Here is an 18,125-nt window from a genome sequence, read left to right on the forward strand (position 1 = left end):
CCCCCGAGCCCGCGTCGGACGCCGAGCTCGCTTCGGCCGCCGATCCCACGTCTATCCCCGAGCCTGTCGAAGGGGCCGGATCCGACGCAACCGGCTTCCGCGTCACCCTCCCCGTCTTCGACGGCCCGTTCGACCTGCTGCTGACCCTGATCTCGCGCGCCGAGCTCGACATCACCGAGGTCGCCCTCAGTCGTGTCACCGACGAGTTCATCGCCTATCTGCGGGCGATGGGGCCCGAGAGCGATCTCGACGAGGCGTCGGAGTTCCTCGTGGTGGCCGCGACCCTGCTCGACATGAAAATCGCCGGGCTCCTCCCGCAGGGTGAGCTGGTGGATGCCGAGTCGGTGGCCCTCCTCGAGGCCCGCGACCTGCTGTTCGCCCGCCTGCTGCAGTACCGAGCGTTCAAGGAGGTCTCGGCGTGGTTCGCGCGGTGCCTGCAGCGCGAGGACAAGCGGCACACGCGCAACGTCCGGCTCGACGAGAAGTACCGCAGCGCCGTGCCGGAGCTGAAGTGGACGCTCAGCGCCGACGATTTCGCCGCGCTCGCGGTGGTCGCCTTCGCACTGAAGCAGATCCCCACGGTGGGACTCGACCACCTGCACGCGCCCCTGGTCAGCATCCGCGAGCAGGCCGCGATCGTGGTGACCCTGCTGCGTTCCGCGGGGACCCTGAACTTCCGCGACCTCGTTGCCGGGGTCACCGAGACGGGGGTCGTCGTCGCACGATTCCTGTCGATCCTCGAGCTGTACCGCCACGCCGCGCTGTCGTTCGAGCAGCTCGAGCCGCTGGGCGAGCTCACCCTGCGCTGGACCGCCGAGAGGTGGTCGGAAGAGAACCTCGCCGCCCTGGGAGCCGACTATGACCGATGACTCCGTGATCGACACCGCGTCCGCGCAGGCCCCGATCCCCGCGCAGCGCCCGAGTGACGCGGCATCCGTCGCCCGTCGCCTCGAGGCGATCCTGCTGGTCCTCGACGAGCCGCAGAGCCTCGTAAGCCTCGCCGCCGCCGTCGGCGCGCCCGTGCCGGCTGTCCGACAGGCCGTCGAGGCGCTCGTGGCCGACTACGACGGTCGGACCGGGGGACCGGTGCGGGGCTTCGAGCTGCGCGAGGTCGGCGGTGGGTGGCGGCTCTACGTGCGCGAGGAGTACGACGACGTCGTCGGCGAGTTCGTCAACACGCAGGCGCCCTCGCGCCTGTCGCAGGCGGCGCTCGAGACCCTGGCCGTCATCGCCTACAAGCAGCCCGTGACCCGGGGGCAGGTGGCCTCCATCCGCGCGGTGAACGTCGACTCGGTGGTGCGCACGCTGCTGTCGCGCGGTCTCATCACGGAGGTCTTCACCGACTCCGACACGGGCGCGATCCACTACGGAACGACCGACCAGCTCCTGGTCAACCTCGGCATCAACTCGCTCGACGAGCTGCCGCACATCTCGCCGTTGCTCGACGACGGCTCGGACGGATTCGACGGAGAGGTACTGAAATGAGCGACGCTTCAGACGCAGCGACAGAGGGCGCGGGCTCGGCGAGCGAGGACGGCATCCGCCTGCAGAAGGTGCTGGCGAACAGGGGAGTGGCCTCGCGCCGCGTCGCCGAGCAGATGATCGTCGAAGGACGCGTGCGCGTGAACGGTCTCGTCGTCACCGAGCTCGGTCGCCGCATCCACCCCGAGACCGACCTGGTCGACGTCGACGGCACGGCCATCCAGCTCGACGAGTCCAAGCGTTACGTCATCCTCAACAAGCCCACCGGGGTCGTGAGCTCGATGAGCGACGATCGCGGTCGCCCCGACCTCCGTCAGTACACGAAGGACTGGGACGAGCGGCTCTACAACGTCGGACGACTGGATGCCGACACGAGCGGCCTGCTGGTGCTGACCAACGACGGCGACCTCGCCCACGTGCTCGCGCACCCCTCGTTCGGGGTGACGAAGGTCTACATCGCCAAGGTCGAGGGGCAGGTGCTGCCGCAGACGATCCAGCGCCTGATCAAGGGCGTCGACCTCGAGGACGGGCGCATCGTCGCCGACAAGGCGCGGCTGCTCGACTCCTCGCGGGGCGAGAGCCTGGTCGAACTGACCCTGCACTCGGGCAAGAACCGGATCGTCCGACGGATGATGGCCGAGGTCGGTCATCCGGTCGTCGAGCTGGTCCGTCGGCAGTTCGGGCCGCTCCACCTGGGAACTCTCCCGGTGGGGAAGGCCCGCGAGTTGACTACAGTAGAACGAGGTGCCCTGCTCACGCTGTCCCGTCAGGACGACAGCGCTCCGGCCGATCCGGCGGAGTGAGCCTCTCGGGCGCTTCGCGGTGCGAGCGGCGCCGCCCAGGGCAGGAGACCCGATGAGCGAACCGAACGGAACGTCCGCGCGCGCGGCCGGGCCTTTGGCGACCCGAACGAGCGGCACCGTCCGCGTCGTCGGCTCGGGCCTGCTCGGCGCGAGCATCGGTCACGCGCTGACCGCCCGCGGCGTCGACGTCGTGCTCGTCGACGCGTCTCCCTCGCAGCTGCGCCTGGCCATCGACTACGGCGCCGGTCGCGCCGAGCGCCCCGACGACCGTCCCTCGCTGATCGTCGTGGCCGTGCCGCCCGACGTGACGGCCGACGTCGTGCAGCGCGAGCTCGAGACGTTCCCGGATGCCGTCGTCACCGACGTCGCGAGCGTCAAGCTCGAACCGCTGCGTACCCTCCGCGAACGAGGGGTCGATCTCACGCGCTACATCGGCTCGCACCCTATGGCCGGGCGCGAGCGCGGAGGAGCGATCTCGGCCCGCGCCGACATCTTCGTCGGCCGCCCCTGGGTCGTGTGCCGCGACGGCGAGACCTCGGCCTACGACCTGTCCCTCGTCGAGGGCCTTGCCCTCGACCTCGGCGCCACGCTCATCGAGATGACGCCCGAAGAGCACGACGAGTCCGTCGCTCTCATGTCGCACGTGCCGCAGCTGGTGGCGAGCCTCCTCGCCGGCCGCTTCGTCGAGGCGCCGGACGGGTCCCTGCGTCTTGCGGGCCAGGGCGTGCGCGACACGACCCGCATCGCGGCATCCGCTCCCGAACTCTGGGTGCAGATCCTGGGCGCGAACGCGGCGCCCGTCGTCGCGGTCCTCGACCAGCTCGCGGCCGACCTCACGGATGTCGCCGAAGCCCTGCGCGATCCCGAGGTGCCCGGTGCCCGCCGCGCGGTGGCCGACACCATCCGCCGCGGCAACGAGGGCGTGGAACGCCTGCCCGGCAAGCACGGCCAGAACCGCCGCTTCGATACCTTCGTCGTCATGGTCGACGACACCTCCGGCCAGCTGGGGCGCCTGTTCGGCGAGCTCGGCGACCTCGACGTCAACGTCGAAGACCTACGCCTCGAGCACTCGCCCGGTGCCCCGTTCGGCCTGGCCGAGATCAGCGTCGTCCCCGACGCGGTCCGCCGCGCCGTCGACGGCCTCCAGCAGCGCGGTTGGCGGATTGCGAGCACCACCCATGACTGATCCCACCCCCGCCCTGTTCCGGCCCGGCCTCGCCGCGCCCGGCTTCGCGGCCCCCGCCGAGGGGTCGTCCGCGCCCGTCATCGTGGCGATCGACGGCCCCGCCGGCAGCGGCAAGTCGAGCGTGTCGAAGGCCTCCGCCGCCCGTCTCGGGTACGGCTTCCTCGACACGGGTGCCGCCTACCGCGCCCTCGCGTGGCACGCTCTCGCCCACGGTGCCGACACCTCCGACGCCACCGCGGTGCTCGAGGTGTTCGGCGACTTCGACTACGCGATCTCGCTCGACACGACCGACCGCTGGGTGCGTGTCGGGGGCGTCGACGTGACCACCGCGATCCGCGAGTCCCGCGTGACCGACGCCGTCAGCGGCGTCGCCCGCGTGGCCCCCGTGCGCCAGGCGGTGAACCAGTTGTTCCGTCGGCTCGTGGCATCCGCCGGTCTTCCCGGTGTCGTTGTCGAGGGGCGGGACATCACCACGGTGGTCTTCCCCGACGCGCCCGTGCGCATCCTGTTGACCGCCGCTCCCGAGGTGCGTGCGGCGCGCCGCAGCGCGGAGATGACGGATCAGGATGCCGCCAAGGTCGCCGCAGCCCTCCACCAGCGCGACGCCGCTGATTCCACGGTCGTCGACTTCCTCACCGCCGCCCCCGGCGTCGAGGTCGTCGATTCGACCCACCTTGATTTCGAACAGACCGTCGACGCCGTGCTGAGCGTCGTCGACTCCACGATGGGAGCCCGCGATGGGCGTTGAAGACGAGTACGAAGGCGGGCCCGACCAGCTCGCCGAGAAGATGGAGCAGCTCGACGAGGTGCTCGCCGAACAGCGGGCCGAAGCGCTGCGCGCGGGCCTCGAGGACTTCGACCTCGACGAGGAAGACGCCGCCCTCCTCGCGGGTCTCGCCTCGGGTGAGGGAGCGATCGAGTTCCTGCCGGCGCTGCCGGTGGTCGCGATCGTCGGTCGGCCCAACGTCGGCAAGTCGGCGCTGGTGAACCGCATCCTCGGTCGCCGCGAGGCCGTGGTCGAGGACACCCCCGGTGTCACCCGCGACCGCGTGACCTACAAGGCCGAGTGGCTCGACCGGCGCTTCTCGCTGGTGGACACCGGCGGCTGGGAGCCCGACGCGAAGGGCATCGACCGCTCGGTCGCCGCGCAAGCCGAGGTCGCGATCGACCTGGCCGACATCGTCCTCTTCGTGGTGGATGCCACGGTGGGAGCGACCTCGACCGACGAGCACGTCGTGAAGCTGCTGCGCAAGAGCGGCAAGCCGGTCTTCCTCATCGCCAACAAGGTCGATGACGCCCGCCACGAGCCCGAGGCCGCCGCGCTGTGGAACCTCGGACTCGGCGAGCCGCACCCCGTCTCGGCGATCCACGGCCGCGGTGTGGCCGACCTGCTCGACGAGATCATGAAGGTGCTGCCCGACGTGTCGGCGGTCGCCAAGTACGAGATCGGCGGACCCCGCCGCGTGGCGATCCTCGGCCGCCCGAACGTCGGCAAGTCGTCGCTGCTCAACAAGGCCGCCGGCGAAGAGCGCGTCGTCGTCAACGAGCTCGCCGGCACTACCCGCGACCCGGTGGACGAGGTCGTGGAGCTCGGTGGCAAGCTGTGGACGCTCGTCGACACCGCCGGCATCCGTCGCCGCGTGCACCTCTCTCAGGGCGCCGACTTCTACGCGTCGCTGCGCACCTCGACCGCTCTGGAGAAGTCCGAGGTCGCGGTCGTCGTGATCGACGTCTCGCAGCCCATCAGCGTGCAGGACCTCAACATCATCGACCTCGTGCTCGAGTCGGGTCGCGCGCTCGTGCTGGCGTTCAACAAGTGGGATCGCCTCAACGACGACGACATGGAGAACCAGGACCGTCGCCGTTACCTCGAGCGCGAGATCGAGCAGGACCTCGCGCACGTCGCGTGGGCCCCGCGCGTGAACATCTCGGCCCGCACCGGTCGCCACCTCGACAAGCTCGTGCCGGCCCTCGAGCAGGCGCTCGAGTCGTGGGACACCCGCATTCCGACCGGAAAGTTCAACGCCTTCCTCTCGGAGCTCGTCGCCGAGCACCCCCACCCGCTGCGCGGCGGCAAGCAGCCGCGCATCCTGTTCGGCACGCAGGCGGCCACGCGTCCGCCGACATTCGTGCTGTTCACGACCGGGTTCCTCGACCCGGGCTACCGCCGGTTCATCCAGCGGCGCCTGCGCGAGATCTACGGCTTCGAGGGCACCCCGATCGTGCTCAACATGCGCATCCGCGAGAAGCGCCAGCGCTGATCCGCGTCGAAAGCGCCTCGTCCCCGTCGTGGGGTCGGGGCGCTTTCGCGTGCGGGGGCGTCTGCGGGTGCGGGTTTCTCGCGAAACTGCACCTCGCTGACACCTGCGCTGCAGGCTGACGCGGGTGCGTCAGCGAGATGCAGTCTCGAGCGCGCCGGAGCCGCGAGGCGCGACGCAACCGGGCCCACATCCGACCGGGAGGTCGATACAGTGCTCTCGCGACGGCGACGCCGTGGCATCCGCCCTTTCTTGACGCCGGGAGACCCCATGACCACCGCCGGCCCGCCGCTCGACCAGCCGTACGACGGCGCGCCGCTAGGCGCCGCGGTCCGCCGCGTCTTCGCGAAGTACGCCACCTTCCACGGTCGTGCGAGTCGCAGCGAGTACTGGTGGTGGGTGCTGACCGCCGCCGTCGTGGGCACGGTGCTGAACGCGCTGCCCACGCTGACCGACGGCATCCGGATCGAAGCCGACGGCTCGACGACCATCACCGGACCGCACGGGGTGATCCTCGGGGCGATCTGGCTCGTGTGGGCGCTCGCGACGATCATCCCCACGTTCGCCGTGCTCGTACGGCGCCTGCACGACACCGGTCGCAGCGGTTTCTGGGTGTTCATCGGGCTGGTGCCGTTGATCGGCGCCCTGGTGCTCTTCGCGTTCACGCTGCAGGGGCGGCGACCCGAGGGTGCGCGCTTCGACGGATGAAGGGCGAAACAATGTCGCCCCCCGCGTGGCGGAATCGATAGGGTGCATTCGCGCCGACGAGCGTGCCGGCGCATTCACTCGCCTATGTGTCAGGGGGACACTCATGTCGTACTCGCAGAACACCGTTGCGCTGGACCAGCCGTACTACGGCGCTCCGCTGGGAGCAGCCGTCCAGCGCTTCTTCAAGAAGTACGCCACCTTTACCGGTCGGGCCAGCCGCAGCGAATTCTGGTGGTGGATTCTCGCGAACGTCCTCGTCGTGGCCGTGCTCGAGATCCTCGCGCTCGTCACGGGCGGAGCGGGCGGACTCGACCCCGAAGGCAACGCAGCTGCTCCGAGCGGGCTGGGCCTGGTGTTTCTCGTCGTGCTGATCGCCTGGGGGCTGGCGACGTTCGTGCCGCACCTGGCCCTGATCGTGCGCCGTCTGCACGACACGAACAAGAGCGGCTTCTGGATCTTCATCGCGTTCGTGCCCATCGTCGGACCGCTCGTCCTTCTCGTGTTCGAGCTGCTCCCCGCCGACCCGGCGGGCGCGCGCTTCGACGCCTGAGACCCGAGCGAACGCCCCGGCCCGAGTGGTCGGGGCGTTCCTCGTTTCCGGATGCCACGACCCGGTCGCTCCGCTCATGCACCGGTCGCTGCCGGCCGACGGAGCCGGGCGGTGACCGACGTGTCAGCGGGATGCGGCGTCGGCGTGGGGAGCCGGCATCCGGTGCCTCAGAGGGGTGCGGCGGGGCGGACGAGAGCCGTCCGGTCGGGCTCGGCGAACCCGAACTGACGGTAGAGGCCGTGCGCGTCGCTCGTGAAGAGCGTCCACCGGAAGTGGGGACCCGGGCCCTCGTTGATCATCAGCGAGACCAGGCCCTTGCCGAGGCCGTGACCGCGGTGCGCGGCGACGACGAACACGTCGGCCAGGTAGGCGAAGCCGACGCCGTCGGAGATCGCCCGCGCGAAGCCCACCAACGCACCCGTCTCACGGTGGTACGCGGCGACGACGCGCCACGCGCTGTCGAGCTGGGCCTCGACGTCGGCACGGGTGCGCCAGCGCCCCCAGTACGCCTCGGTGCTCAGCCACTGCCAGACCGCGTCGCGGTCGATCCGCGCGGGGTCGTCGTCGAATTCGTATTGCATCCGACCAGTGTTCCGCGTTTCGCGGCGCGATGTGACGCGCGGCGGCGCCCTCGCGCGAGGGGTGTGCCAGGCTGGAGACGATGACGATCGAGCCCCCTGCCCCCGGCGAGCCGCGGCGTCCGCACGGACCCCGCGACCCCGGCGATGCCTGGGTCGTCGCGCCCACGGGCGAGAAGTACTGGGGGCGCTTCGGAGCGGCAGGGCTCCTGGCCCTCGACCCCGACCGGGGCGTCCTGCTGCAGCACCGGGTCTCGTGGAGTCACTTCGGCGACACCTGGGCTCTGCCGGGAGGCGCGCGGCACGAGGGCGAGTCCGCTCGCGACGGCGCCCTGCGCGAGTCGGGCGAAGAGGCCGGAGTGCCGGCGGATGCCGTGCGGGCGCGCTTCGAGAGCGTGCTCGACCTCGGCATCTGGTCGTACTCGACCCTGGTGGCCGACGTCACGACACCCTTCGAGCCCGTGATCAGCGACCCCGAGAGCGTCGCCCTGGAGTGGGTTGCCGTCGACGAGGTCGAATCACTGCCCCTGCATCCCGGCTTCGCCGCCTCGTGGCCGGCCCTGCGTGAGGCCCTGACCGTGCGTCCGGCGATCGTCGTCGACGTGGCGAACGTCATGGGCTCGGTTCCCGACGGGTGGTGGAAAGACCGCGTCGGCGCCGCGACCCGCCTGGTGACGAAGGTCTCGCGGCTGGTGGAGCGGGGAGTGGATGCCGAGGCCCTCGGGCTTTCCGCGACGCGCTGGTTCCCCTCGGTCACCGCGGTGCTGGAGGGTCAGGCGCGGTCCGCCCAGCCGGTGGCACCCGCGATCGAGGTGCGGCACGCGCCGGGGGAGGGTGACGACGAGATCGTCGCCGTCGTGCGCGAGGTCGCGGGGGCGTTTCGTCCGGTGGTCGTCGTGACGAGCGACCGCGAACTGGCGGCGCGCGTCGAGGAGCTCGGGGCGAGCGTGCACGGAGCGCACTGGTTGCTCGACCAGCTGAACTGACGGCTGCGTCAGCCGCCCCGGGAGGCCGCGCGTGTGGCGAGGCGTCGGCGGGTTCGCCGGGTCAGTGATTCGCACAAGCTCAGTCGGTGGGCGAGGAATGCGGCTGAGGATGTGCGGATTGCGGAGGGTGTGACGCGACGGTCAGTCGAGTTCGCGGCCGCGGAGCTTCTCGATGTCGCGGCGGTCGCGCTTGGTGGGGCGGCCGGCGCCGCGATCGCGCACCGGAACGAACGGCATGCTCTCTTTCGAGGGCGGCGGGGGAGTGCGGTCGTCCACGGACTCCGCAACGAGGGCCGCCCCGACACGCTTCGCGATCGTCTTCTTCACGACGAGGATCCGGTCGAAACCCTGGATCCGCACCCGCAACTCGTCGCCCGGGCGCACGGGTTGCGCCGCCTTGGCGCGTTCGCCGTTGACTCGGACGTGGCCCGCACGGCACGCAGTCGTCGCCGCGGACCGGGTCTTGTAGACGCGCACCGCCCAGAGCCACGCGTCGACGCGTGCGGTGGTCGTGGCATCCGTCATGTCAGGTCTTTCGTCGGCGAACCTCCATCGTAAGACGGGGTCTCACCCGCGCAGGGTCAGCGAGACGAGAGCGCGGTCCGGCTTGGGGCGATCGACGATGTCGAAGCCCGCCTGTTCGAACATCGACACGGTGCCGCGGTACAGCTGGTTGGCGGAGCGCCTCGCGACGGTGGGGTCGAGGGGGTACGCCTCGACGACGCGGGCGCCGGCGTCGCGGGCGGTCGAGACCGCGGCATCCAGGAGTTTCTTCATCAGGCCCTGACCGCGGTGAGCCGTGCGGACGACGAAGCACGAGATCGACCACACGTCGTCGGCGTCGAGGGGCTCGTCCGTCGCGGTCGTGACGTCGCGGGTGCGCAGGAGGCGCGTCTGGTCGATGCGGGGACCGACGCGCACCCAGCCCGCGGGCTCGCCGTCGACGTAGGCGATGAGCCCGGGAGCGCGATCGCCGTGCATCTCGGCGTGAAAGCGCGTGGTGAGGTCGTCGCGCGAGGTTTTTTGGAACTCGGCGTTGGTGAGCAGCCACCATTGGCATTGGCATCCGGGACCGTCGCCGCTGTCGAGCGCCGTCTCGGCGTCGTCGAAGCGGTCACCGGTGGCGGGCAGGATCGCGATCGTCATGCCCGAGACCGTAGCGAGGGCCTCCGACATCGGACAAGGGCGTGCGCACACGCCCGGGGTGGGCGTTGGTTCGCGGGGGCGTCGGCGAGGGGCTAATATAGGGGAGTTGCCCGCTCGCGGGTAACGGGATGTGGCGCAGCTTGGTAGCGCACTTGACTGGGGGTCAAGGGGTCGCAGGTTCAAATCCTGTCATCCCGACGGAATGGGTCGGAACTCGCAAGAGTTTCCGGCCCTTCGTCGTTTCTCGGGGGTGTCCGAGAGGTCGTCACTATGTCGCTCATAGGGTGAGCCCCATGTTCGATTTCGACGAATTCATGATCGCCCTCCCGTCCACTGTGATCATCGGTGGGATCTCGGCCCTGGTGTCGTGGCTCGTCATTCGCGGAGCGGTTCTCTCCGCGTTGCGCAAGTACCGCCGGGAACAGATGGAGGGGCATTCGGAGCAGCTCTGAGGCAGCCCGCAGGGCCGACCCGTCTGAGCGTCAGCATTAGCGTTGCCACCTCGGGCTCCAGAACGGAAAGCACCCCTCGCCCCACCACATCCCGCACCACCGCCGTCACCTCGCCCAGGAGGTCCCGCGCCAAGAACCCGACGCCGGCGCGCTCGGTCAGACGGTCGCCCGAACGCGCGTGCGTCCACCCGCCCCACACCGCCGCGCGTTCCGGCTCGAACCCGCGCGAGGCGAACCCGGCGATGCAGCCGGACAGGACGTCCCCGCTCCCCGCCGTCCCGAGTCCTCCGCTGCCGGGTTCCGCTTGCCACACCCGCCCGTCGGGGGTGGCCACGGTCCCGAAGCAGTGCACCACCGCGCGGTAGCGGTCGGCGATTTCCGCGATGTCCGCGGCGCGGTCCTCGCCGAGGTCGCGCTCCAGCAGGAGCGCGGCCTCTTCCTCATTCGCGTTGATGAGCAGGTCCTCGGGCAGGAGCGAGCGATCGACATCGGACAGGATGCCGAGGGCGAACGCATCCAACACGAGCCGCGTCACGCCGACACGAGCGATCGCGAGCAGCGCCGCGCGCGTGACGTCGGGATCGTCGAAGCCCGGGCCGAACAGCACCGCGTCCGCCGACTCGAGCGCCGAACGGAGTCCCTCGTCGAGGGAGTCGGCATCCCCTCCCCAGGCGTATACCCCGGCTTCGGGCATGGCAGTGCCGAGGCCCATCGCGGTCTCTGGCGGAACCGCCAGGCCCACTCTCCCCGCGCCGACGCGCAGCGCCGCCTCGGCCGACAGCATCACGGCCCCGGGCGATCGGGATGAGCCGCCGACGACGACGACCTGCCCGCGGGCCTTCTTCGACCCGGGATCGGGCAGACCCCACTCGCGCAGCAGCGCCCGCGAGACCTTCTCAACGGTGGGGGGAATCGGTCTCTCCGGAGTGGACGGTGACATCGGCGCCTGCGCTTTCGAGATGAGTGATGTCGGAGAAGGTGACGAGCTCCCACCCGTCGTTCGTGCGGACGAGTTCGGTGACCGACGCGTTCCTGACGGTGTGCACGGCCGCGAAGGCGAGCAGCTCCGGCTCGTCCATCGGCAGCAGGATGTACAGCGCGAGCATGATCACCGCGTCGTGTGCGACGATCACCGCCGAGTCGGCCGGTCGTTCCAGGTGTTCCGCCAGGAACGACCGCAACCGCAGGGCAACGTCGGCCCACGACTCGCCGCCGGGCGGCCGGTGGAAGAACTTGCCGAGGTGCCGACGCCGCGCCGCCTCTTCCGGGTGCAGCTCGAGCACTCCCCGCGTCGTCAGAAGATCCAGGATGCCGAGTTCTCGGTCGCGCAACCGCTCGTCCACCCGCGGCCGGGAGCCGGTCGCGACATCGCCCGAAGCGAGAGCGAGCGTCTGACGCGCCCGACGGTACGGCGACACCCAGTATTCGTCGATGGAGGGGCTGTTGACCGCCAACCAGGTGCGCAGCGCCCGGGCCTGCTCCTCGCCGACGGGAGACAGGGCGACGTCGGCATCGCGTGCGTCGAGGGCGATGACGGCTGAGCCCTCGCGGTCGGCCTTCGACGCGGCGACGTTTCCTTCGCTCTCGCCGTGGCGGACCAGCCACAGCTTGTTCACCGTCACAGCGGGACCTCCGCGCGCGTCACTTCCGTCTCCCGAACAGCCCGCGCCGTCGCCTCTTCGGCTGCGGGGCGTCCGACTTCTCGGGCTCGCCCAGACGGATGCGACGGCCCTCGTCGACGTCCTCACGCTCCTTCTCGTCCTGCTTGTCGCTCTTGCGGGTGTCGCGAGCGGGGAGCTGGAGGTCGCGCTCGGCGGCGATGCCCGCCTGCAGCTGCCGACCACGCTCGAGCTCGGCGTCGAACTCCGCGCCGAACAGCAGAGCGAGATTCGCGATCCACAACCACAGGAGGAACACGATGACGCCCGCGAGAGAGCCGTACGTGCGGTCGTAGTTCGAGAAGTTGGCGATGTAGAAGGCGAAGCCGGCCGTGGCCAGGACCAGGACGACGATCGCCACGATCGCGCCGAGGCTGATCCACCGGAACTTCGGCTGCTTCGCATTCGGCGTGGCGTAATAGAGGACGGCGACCAGGAACACGATGACGAAGAGCATCACCGGCCACTTCGCGATGTCCCACGCGATCTGCACGCCCTCGCCGAGACCGAGGGCGCTGCCGATGGCGGAGGTGACGTCACCCGAGATGACGAGGCCGAGAGCCACGAGGGTCAGGGATACGACGGCGATCACGGTGACGACAAGCTGCATGGGGCGCAGCTTCCAGAAGGGCCGGCCCTCTTCGATCTCGTAGATGCGGTTCATCGCGCGACTGAACGCCCCGACGTATCCCGACGCCGACCAGAGGGCCAGCACGATGCCCGAGACGAGCGCGAACCCGGCGCCGGGGGACGAGGCGATCTCTTCGAGCGGTCCGCTCAGCGCGTCCGCCGCCCCGGGTGCCACCTGCCGGACGACATCGGTGATCGCCGCCGCGGCTGCGTCCCCCTGTCCGACGACGCCCAGGACCGAGAAGATGGCCAGCAGGGCCGGAAACAGCGCCAACACGGAGTAGTAGACCAGACCCGCTGCGGCGTCCAGGCACTGGTCGGCGGAGAACTCCCGCAGCGTCTTCTTGAGGATGTACCCCCACGACCGTTTTTCGAGATCGGTGGGGGAGTCGGGCTTCTCGCCGTCCTCGGAGGGAGGTGCGGTGCGGGTGGTCTTCTGCCGTGCCATAGCGACCGGTGTACGTCGGATCGACCGAAAACGCCGACAGGGTTGTGCTGCCATCACGCTTGTGAGAACGAGGTGCGTTCGAGCCTGGCAATGTCCTGCACAGAATGCAGGCTCCCTTCCGGGAACACGCGGATTTCCGCCGATCGCGGGATGAGCGTATACGCCTTCGCGCATACGGCCCCCGTAGCGTGGCCACCAAGTCGTCGGCATCTGCCCCCGGCTTCGAGACTTCGGTCACCCCCCACCGAGGAGCACGCATTGGCTGCACCCGTCGTCGAGTCCCGGATGGGACCGATCCGTCAGACCTACAAGGGAACGACGGAGTTCCCGCCCATGGCCAAGGCCTACACAGAGTTGTCGCAGGTCGTCCGTGAAACGGGCCTGCTCGTTCGCGCCCGCCGGTTCTACGCGATGGTCGGGGTCGTCCTCGCCCTCGGTTTCGCCGGCGCGATCACCGGGTTCGTCCTGCTCGGCGACAGCTGGTTCCAGTTGCTGATCGCCGCAGCCCTCGGAATCCTGTTCACCCAAGTGGCGTTCCTCGCCCACGAGGCCGCGCACAAGCAGATCTTCGCCTCGGGCAAGGCCAACGACCGCCTCGCCCTGTGGCTCGCGGCCGGCGTGGTCGGCATGAGCCTGTCGTGGTGGACATCGAAGCACACGCGCCACCACGCCAACCCGAACCGCGTCGGCAAGGACCCCGACATCGAGATCGACACGATCTCGTTCCTCGACGTCGACGCGGCCAAGGCCCGCGGCATCCAGCGCTGGATCACCCAGCGCCAGGGCTGGGCGTTCTTCCCCCTGCTGACCCTCGAGGGTGCGAACCTGCACGTCATCGGTCTGCGCCACCTGCTCTCGCGGGAGCCCGTCAAGGGCCGCTGGGCTGAGCTCGGCATCATCGCCCTGCGCTTCGCGGTCTTCTTGGCTCCGGTTTTCGTCTTCCTGCCGCTCGGGATGGCCTTCGCCTTCCTCGGCGTGCAGCTCGCCGTGTTCGGTGTCTACATGGGCGCCTCGTTCGCCCCGAACCACAAGGGCATGGCCGTCATCGCCCCCGACGCGAAGCTCGACTTCTTCAGCAAGCAGGTGCGCACCTCGCGCAACATCACCGGTGGCTGGTGGGCCACCTGGCTCATGGGTGGCCTGAACTACCAGATCGAGCACCACCTGTTCCCGAACATGCCGCGCCCGCACCTCAGCAAGGCCCGCGCGATCGTCAAGGAGCACAGCCAGACGCTCAACGTCCCCTACGTCGAGACCACGTTGTTCGAGTCGTACGGCATCGTGATCCGCTACCTGAACCGGGTGGGGCTCGCCGCCCGCGACCCGTTCGAGTGCCCCATGACCTCGGCGGCCGCGCGGGCCTGACGCCCGCACGACCACCCACCCCAGAGGGCTCCGCATCGCGCGGGGCCCTCTGTCGTTGTGTCGGTGACACATGTCACCGCGAGCGATGATGCCCGCCCTCACACCGCCCGCGCCAGCGCCCTCCCCACCGTCCGCCCGGTGAACAGGCACCCGCCGAGGAAGGTCCCCTCGAGGGCGTTGTACCCGTGGGCGCCGCCGCCGCCGAAGCCCGCGGCCTCGCCCGCCGCGTAGAGGCCGGGGATCGGCATCCCGGATTCGTCCAGGGCGCGGCCGTCGAGGTCGGTCTGGATTCCGCCGAGGGTCTTCCGCGTGACGATCCAGAGGCGGACGGCGATGAGCGGGCCGTGGCGGGGATCAAGGATCGCGTGGGCGGGGACCGTGCGGAACAGGCGGTCTCCGCGGAAGCGGCGGCTGTTCTGGATGCCGATGGTCTGCGCGTCTTTCGAGTACGGGTTCACGACCTCGCGGTCACGGGCCTCGATCTGCCGACGGATCGCGTCCTCGTCGAGCAGGTCGTCTCCGGTGAGGGCGTTCATGCCGCGGACGAGCTCGGTGAGGGTGTCGGCCACGACGAAGTCGGCTCCCTCGCGCTTGAAGTCCTCGACCGGGCCGGGAGCGGCGCGTCCGAGTCGCGTGCGCAGCAGCAGGGCCAGGTCGCGGTTGGTGATGTCGGGGTTCTGCTCCGAGCCCGAGAGCGCGAACTCCTTCTTGATGATCGTCTGGTCGAGCACGAACCACGAGTAGTCGTGGTCGACGAGGTCGGGAGTGGTGCGCAGCAGCTTCAGGGTGCCGAGGGTGTCGTATCCGGGCAGCCCGGGCGCGGGCAAGCGACGGCCGCGGGCATCGAGCCACATCGAGGAAGGACCGGGGAGGATCCGGATGCCGTGACCCGGCCACACGGGGTTCCAGTTCTGCAGCCCCTCGGTGTAGTGCCACATGCGATCGCGGTTCACCAGGCGCACGCCCTGATCCGCGGCGATGTCGAGCATGCGTCCGTCGACGTGGGCGGGGACGCCGGTCACCATGGTGCGCGGGGGAGTGCCGAGCCGCTCGGGCCACCACCGGCGCACGCGCTCGTGGTCGCCGCCGATCCCGCCCGAGGCGATGACGACGGCCTGCGCCGACAGCTCGAACGCGCCGACGACCTCGCGTGACGACGACACCCCGCGGGGAGCGTCGTCGGGGGCGAGGATCGCGCCGCGCACCCCGGTGACGGCGCCGTCGCTGACGAGCAGTCCGTCGACCCGGTGACGGAAGCGGAGGTCCACGGCATCCGCTGCTCTCGCCCTGTCGGCGAAGGGTTCCGAGATGCCCGTGCCCGTTCCCCACGGCACGTGGAAGCGGGGGACGGAGTTGCCGTGGCCCCCGGCGGTGAGCGACCCGCGCTCCGCCCACCCGACCACGGGGGTGAACTTCACGCCCTGCTGCTGCAGCCACGAGCGCTTCTCACCGGCGGCGAACTCGACGTACGCGCGACCCCACTTCTGCGCCCACTCGTCCTCGGGGTGCGGGCCGTCGAGACGGTCCCACCCGGCGGAGCCCTGCCAGTCCTGCCAAGCGAGGTCGAGGGAGTCCTTCACCCCGAGGCGCCGCTGCATGGGGGAGTCGACGAGGAAGATCCCCCCGAACGACCAGAACGCCTGCCCACCGAGGTTGGCGGCGTTCTCCTGCTCGACGATGATCACGCTCTTGCCCGAACGGGCGAGTTCGGCGCTCGCGACGAGACCCGCGAGTCCCGCTCCGATGATGATGACGTCGGCGTCCATGTTCTCCCTCGGCGTCGAGTGGCGGAACCCACGCTACGCCGGTCGACGCGTCGAAGGCCGGTGCACCGGGGGTGTCCCCGTGCACCGGCCCTCGTCTCACTCGTACCGCAGCGACTCGACCGGATCGGCGCGGGCGGCGCGGGCCGCCGGCAGGGTTCCGGCGAGGAACGCGATGCCCATCACCGCGAGCGTGGTCACGACGATCGACACCGGATCGAAGGCGATGAGCTGCAGGCCGGGCAGGTCGCTGAACAGGCTCGTCGCGAGTTGGGCGCTCACCGCCGTCCCCACCCCGATCGCCACGACCGCACCGAGCGCGCTGCCCAGCAGGCCGATGAAGATCGCCTCGAGGCTGAACAGCGAGAACACGCGCCCGCTCCCCATGCCCATCGCCTTCATCAGGCCGATCTCACGCGTGCGCTCCTGCACCGACATCAACAGGGTGTTGACGATGCCGAAGCTCGCCGCCAGCAGGGCGATGATCGCGAAGGCGTTCAAGACCAGCACGATGCCGTTGATCACCGCTTCGAACGTGCCCAGCTGATCGGCGACCGTCGTCCCCGTGTAGCCGGCGTCGGTGAGCGCGGACTTCACGTCGGTCACGTTCGCGCCCGCTGTCATCGTCGCGCTCGCCGAGGCGTACCGGTCGAGTTGGTCGGCGGGGACGCCGGTGTTCTGCGCGGCCGACAGGGCGTCTTCGAGGGCTGCGTTCGTCGTCAGCGTCGTGGTGCTGCCGAAGGCCTCCTCGGTCACCCCGGTCACGGTCGCCTCGACCGTGTGCTGGGTGCGGACCGGATCGGTGACCGCGATGGTCACGGTGGCGCCCACGGCCGCGTCGGCGTCGGCGAAGCCCATCGGCTCGACCAACGCGTCGGGGAGGGCGACCTGCAGCGCCTGCGAACCGTCGTCGGGCGCCACCCCCGCGCCCATCTGCGGCGTCTGCCCCGCCACGAGGCTCCCGGCCCGGGCGACGTACGGGTCGCCGCCCGGCGCCTGCACGTAGTCGATCGTCACGGATTTGACCGGCGCGACCTTCGCGATCCCCGGCACCGCCGCGAGCGCGGTGATGTCCTGGTCGGTCAGCGCGGTCACCTCGCTCGTCGTTCCGGGAGGGCCCGCCTGACGCCCCGACGAGATGGCATCCGGATCGTATTTCTGAGGAGCGGTGGATGCCGTGGCATCGGTGCTCGTCTTGGTCACGGTCAGCGCATCGGAGGCGCCCATCGCGCTGACGGTGCTGTCGATGAAGGCGTTGATACCGGTGCCGAGCCCGTTGGTGATGGTCAGGGTGAAGGCGCCGACGAAGATCGCCAGCACCGTGAGGATCGTGCGGGTCTTCGAGCGGAACGTGTTGGCGACGGCGGTACTCACCAGATCGAGGGTCTTCATGCCGCACTCCGTTCCTCGGCGACGATGAGTCCGTCGCGGATCTGCACGCGCCGGTCGCACCGGGCCGCGAGGTCTTCGTCGTGCGTGACGATGATGAGGGTGATGCCGTGCTCGCGGTTGAGGCGGAAGAGGATGTCCTCGACGACCGCTCCTGTCGCCGAATCCAGGTTTCCGGTCGGCTCGTCGGCGAAGATCACCTGCGGGTCGTTCACCAGGGCGCGGGCGATGACGGCGCGCTGCTTCTGCCCACCCGAGAGGGCCGTGGCCTTGTTGCGGGCCTTGTCGCCCATGTCGAGCTCGGCCAGGGCGGCGAGCGCCCGGCGCTTGCGCTCGCCGCGGCCCACCCCCGCGATCTTGAGCGGCAGCACGACGTTGTCGAACACCGACGCGCTCGGCGTCAGGAAGAACTGCTGGAACACGAAGCCGAACGTCTTGTTGCGCGTGCGGTTGAGCCGGCGTCCGCGCAGGGTCGTGGCATCCACTCCGTCGAGGAGCACGGCGCCGCGCGTGGGCGCGTCCATCAGAGCCAGCAGGTGCATGAGCGTCGACTTGCCCGAGCCGCTCTTGCCGAGGATGGCGATGCTCTCGCCGCGGTGGATGTCGAGGGTCACCCCGCGCAGGGCGTCGAAGCGGGCGGAGCCGCGACCATACGACTTGTGCAGGTCGGTGACCGAGAGGAGTGGGGGAGCGGGATCGGATGCCATGACCCCACCCTCGCGC

At 70.2% G+C, this 18,125-nt stretch carries 19 protein-coding genes and 1 tRNA gene; 11 read left to right on the forward strand and 9 right to left on the reverse strand.

The window, feature by feature from the left end; genetic code table 11:
- Positions 1-53: 53 nt before the first annotated feature.
- From ASE56_RS08980 to ASE56_RS09015, 8 genes are all read left to right on the forward strand, one after another.
- Entirely contained in the window at positions 54-869 is an 816-nt protein-coding gene (locus ASE56_RS08980; protein ID WP_056228495.1) for a ScpA family protein, read from the forward strand.
- Positions 859-1,485, forward strand: a complete 627-nt coding sequence (gene scpB, locus ASE56_RS08985; protein ID WP_056227509.1) for an SMC-Scp complex subunit ScpB — start codon at positions 859-861, stop codon at positions 1,483-1,485. Before ASE56_RS08980 ends, scpB begins: the two co-directional genes overlap by 11 nt.
- Positions 1,482-2,285: a pseudouridine synthase gene (locus tag ASE56_RS08990; RefSeq protein ID WP_056227512.1), complete on the forward strand. Its 804-nt coding sequence runs from the start codon at positions 1,482-1,484 to the stop codon at positions 2,283-2,285. Before scpB ends, ASE56_RS08990 begins: the two co-directional genes overlap by 4 nt.
- A 52-nt stretch (positions 2,286-2,337) precedes the next feature.
- Positions 2,338-3,471 carry a prephenate dehydrogenase gene (locus tag ASE56_RS08995; RefSeq protein WP_056227515.1) on the forward strand — a complete coding sequence of 378 codons (1,134 nt, stop codon included), beginning with the start codon at positions 2,338-2,340 and terminating at the stop codon, positions 3,469-3,471.
- Positions 3,464-4,219 carry a (d)CMP kinase gene (cmk, locus tag ASE56_RS09000; RefSeq protein ID WP_235556954.1) on the forward strand — a complete coding sequence of 252 codons (756 nt, stop codon included), beginning with the start codon at positions 3,464-3,466 and terminating at the stop codon, positions 4,217-4,219. The genes ASE56_RS08995 and cmk overlap by 8 nt, the downstream gene beginning before the upstream one ends.
- Positions 4,209-5,732, forward strand: coding sequence for a ribosome biogenesis GTPase Der (gene der / locus ASE56_RS09005; protein WP_056227518.1), 1,524 nt, complete (start codon positions 4,209-4,211; stop codon positions 5,730-5,732). Before cmk ends, der begins: the two co-directional genes overlap by 11 nt.
- 267 nt (positions 5,733-5,999) lie before the next feature.
- On the forward strand, positions 6,000-6,437 hold the full coding sequence (locus ASE56_RS09010) for a DUF805 domain-containing protein (protein WP_056227521.1): 438 nt from the start codon (positions 6,000-6,002) through the stop codon (positions 6,435-6,437).
- A 103-nt stretch (positions 6,438-6,540) separates the two neighbouring features.
- Positions 6,541-6,987 carry a DUF805 domain-containing protein gene (locus tag ASE56_RS09015; RefSeq protein ID WP_056227524.1) on the forward strand — a complete coding sequence of 149 codons (447 nt, stop codon included), beginning with the start codon at positions 6,541-6,543 and terminating at the stop codon, positions 6,985-6,987.
- A 167-nt stretch (positions 6,988-7,154) separates the two neighbouring features.
- On the opposite strand, the gene ASE56_RS09020 is transcribed toward ASE56_RS09015, so the two are convergent.
- Entirely contained in the window at positions 7,155-7,568 is a 414-nt protein-coding gene (locus ASE56_RS09020) for a GNAT family N-acetyltransferase (RefSeq protein WP_056227527.1), read from the reverse strand.
- Positions 7,569-7,648: 80 nt separating this feature from the next.
- Between ASE56_RS09020 and ASE56_RS09025 the strand changes: the two genes are divergently transcribed.
- On the forward strand, positions 7,649-8,551 hold the full coding sequence (locus ASE56_RS09025) for an NUDIX domain-containing protein (RefSeq protein ID WP_056227530.1): 903 nt from the start codon (positions 7,649-7,651) through the stop codon (positions 8,549-8,551).
- Between the two features lie 141 nt (positions 8,552-8,692).
- On the opposite strand, the gene ASE56_RS09030 is transcribed toward ASE56_RS09025, so the two are convergent.
- Together ASE56_RS09030 and ASE56_RS09035 are read right to left on the reverse strand one after the other, a co-directional pair.
- A complete protein-coding gene (locus ASE56_RS09030; RefSeq protein ID WP_056227533.1) occupies positions 8,693-9,076 on the reverse strand; it encodes an RNA-binding S4 domain-containing protein in 384 nt (127 codons plus the stop codon).
- Positions 9,077-9,118: 42 nt separating this feature from the next.
- Positions 9,119-9,697: a GNAT family N-acetyltransferase gene (locus tag ASE56_RS09035; protein WP_056227535.1), complete on the reverse strand. Its 579-nt coding sequence runs from the start codon at positions 9,695-9,697 to the stop codon at positions 9,119-9,121.
- A 124-nt stretch (positions 9,698-9,821) separates the two neighbouring features.
- Here ASE56_RS09035 and ASE56_RS09040 point away from each other — a divergent pair.
- A tRNA-Pro gene (locus tag ASE56_RS09040) sits at positions 9,822-9,895 on the forward strand.
- 177 nt (positions 9,896-10,072) lie between these two features.
- Here the strand turns inward: ASE56_RS09040 and ASE56_RS09045 are convergent.
- The 3 genes from ASE56_RS09045 to ASE56_RS09055 are packed head-to-tail and all read right to left on the reverse strand — an operon-like array spanning position 10,073 to position 12,885.
- A complete protein-coding gene (locus ASE56_RS09045; protein ID WP_156371640.1) occupies positions 10,073-11,089 on the reverse strand; it encodes an ADP/ATP-dependent (S)-NAD(P)H-hydrate dehydratase in 1,017 nt (338 codons plus the stop codon).
- Positions 11,046-11,771: a histidine phosphatase family protein gene (locus tag ASE56_RS09050; protein ID WP_056228503.1), complete on the reverse strand. Its 726-nt coding sequence runs from the start codon at positions 11,769-11,771 to the stop codon at positions 11,046-11,048. The genes ASE56_RS09045 and ASE56_RS09050 overlap by 44 nt, the downstream gene beginning before the upstream one ends.
- Positions 11,772-11,790: 19 nt before the next feature.
- Positions 11,791-12,885, reverse strand: a complete 1,095-nt coding sequence (locus tag ASE56_RS09055; protein ID WP_082450359.1) for a YihY/virulence factor BrkB family protein — start codon at positions 12,883-12,885, stop codon at positions 11,791-11,793.
- Positions 12,886-13,170: 285 nt separating this feature from the next.
- Here ASE56_RS09055 and ASE56_RS09060 point away from each other — a divergent pair, with 285 nt between their 5' ends.
- Positions 13,171-14,250, forward strand: a complete 1,080-nt coding sequence (locus ASE56_RS09060; RefSeq protein ID WP_200914163.1) for an acyl-CoA desaturase — start codon at positions 13,171-13,173, stop codon at positions 14,248-14,250.
- 98 nt (positions 14,251-14,348) lie between these two features.
- Here the strand turns inward: ASE56_RS09060 and ASE56_RS09065 are convergent, their stop codons facing one another.
- From ASE56_RS09065 to ASE56_RS09075, 3 genes are all read right to left on the reverse strand, one after another.
- Positions 14,349-16,016 (reverse strand): FAD-binding dehydrogenase, encoded by a 1,668-nt coding sequence (locus tag ASE56_RS09065; RefSeq protein WP_056227537.1) that lies wholly within the window; start codon positions 16,014-16,016, stop codon positions 14,349-14,351.
- 96 nt (positions 16,017-16,112) lie between these two features.
- Positions 16,113-17,405, reverse strand: a complete 1,293-nt coding sequence (locus ASE56_RS09070) for an ABC transporter permease (protein WP_056227541.1) — start codon at positions 17,403-17,405, stop codon at positions 16,113-16,115.
- Positions 17,402-18,109, reverse strand: a complete 708-nt coding sequence (locus ASE56_RS09075; protein ID WP_056227544.1) for an ABC transporter ATP-binding protein — start codon at positions 18,107-18,109, stop codon at positions 17,402-17,404. Before ASE56_RS09075 ends, ASE56_RS09070 begins: the two co-directional genes overlap by 4 nt.
- Positions 18,110-18,125: the final 16 nt, after the last annotated feature.

This window comes from Microbacterium sp. Leaf203 (genome assembly GCF_001421275.1).
Classification (GTDB): Bacteria; Actinomycetota; Actinomycetes; order Actinomycetales; family Microbacteriaceae; genus Microbacterium; species Microbacterium testaceum_A.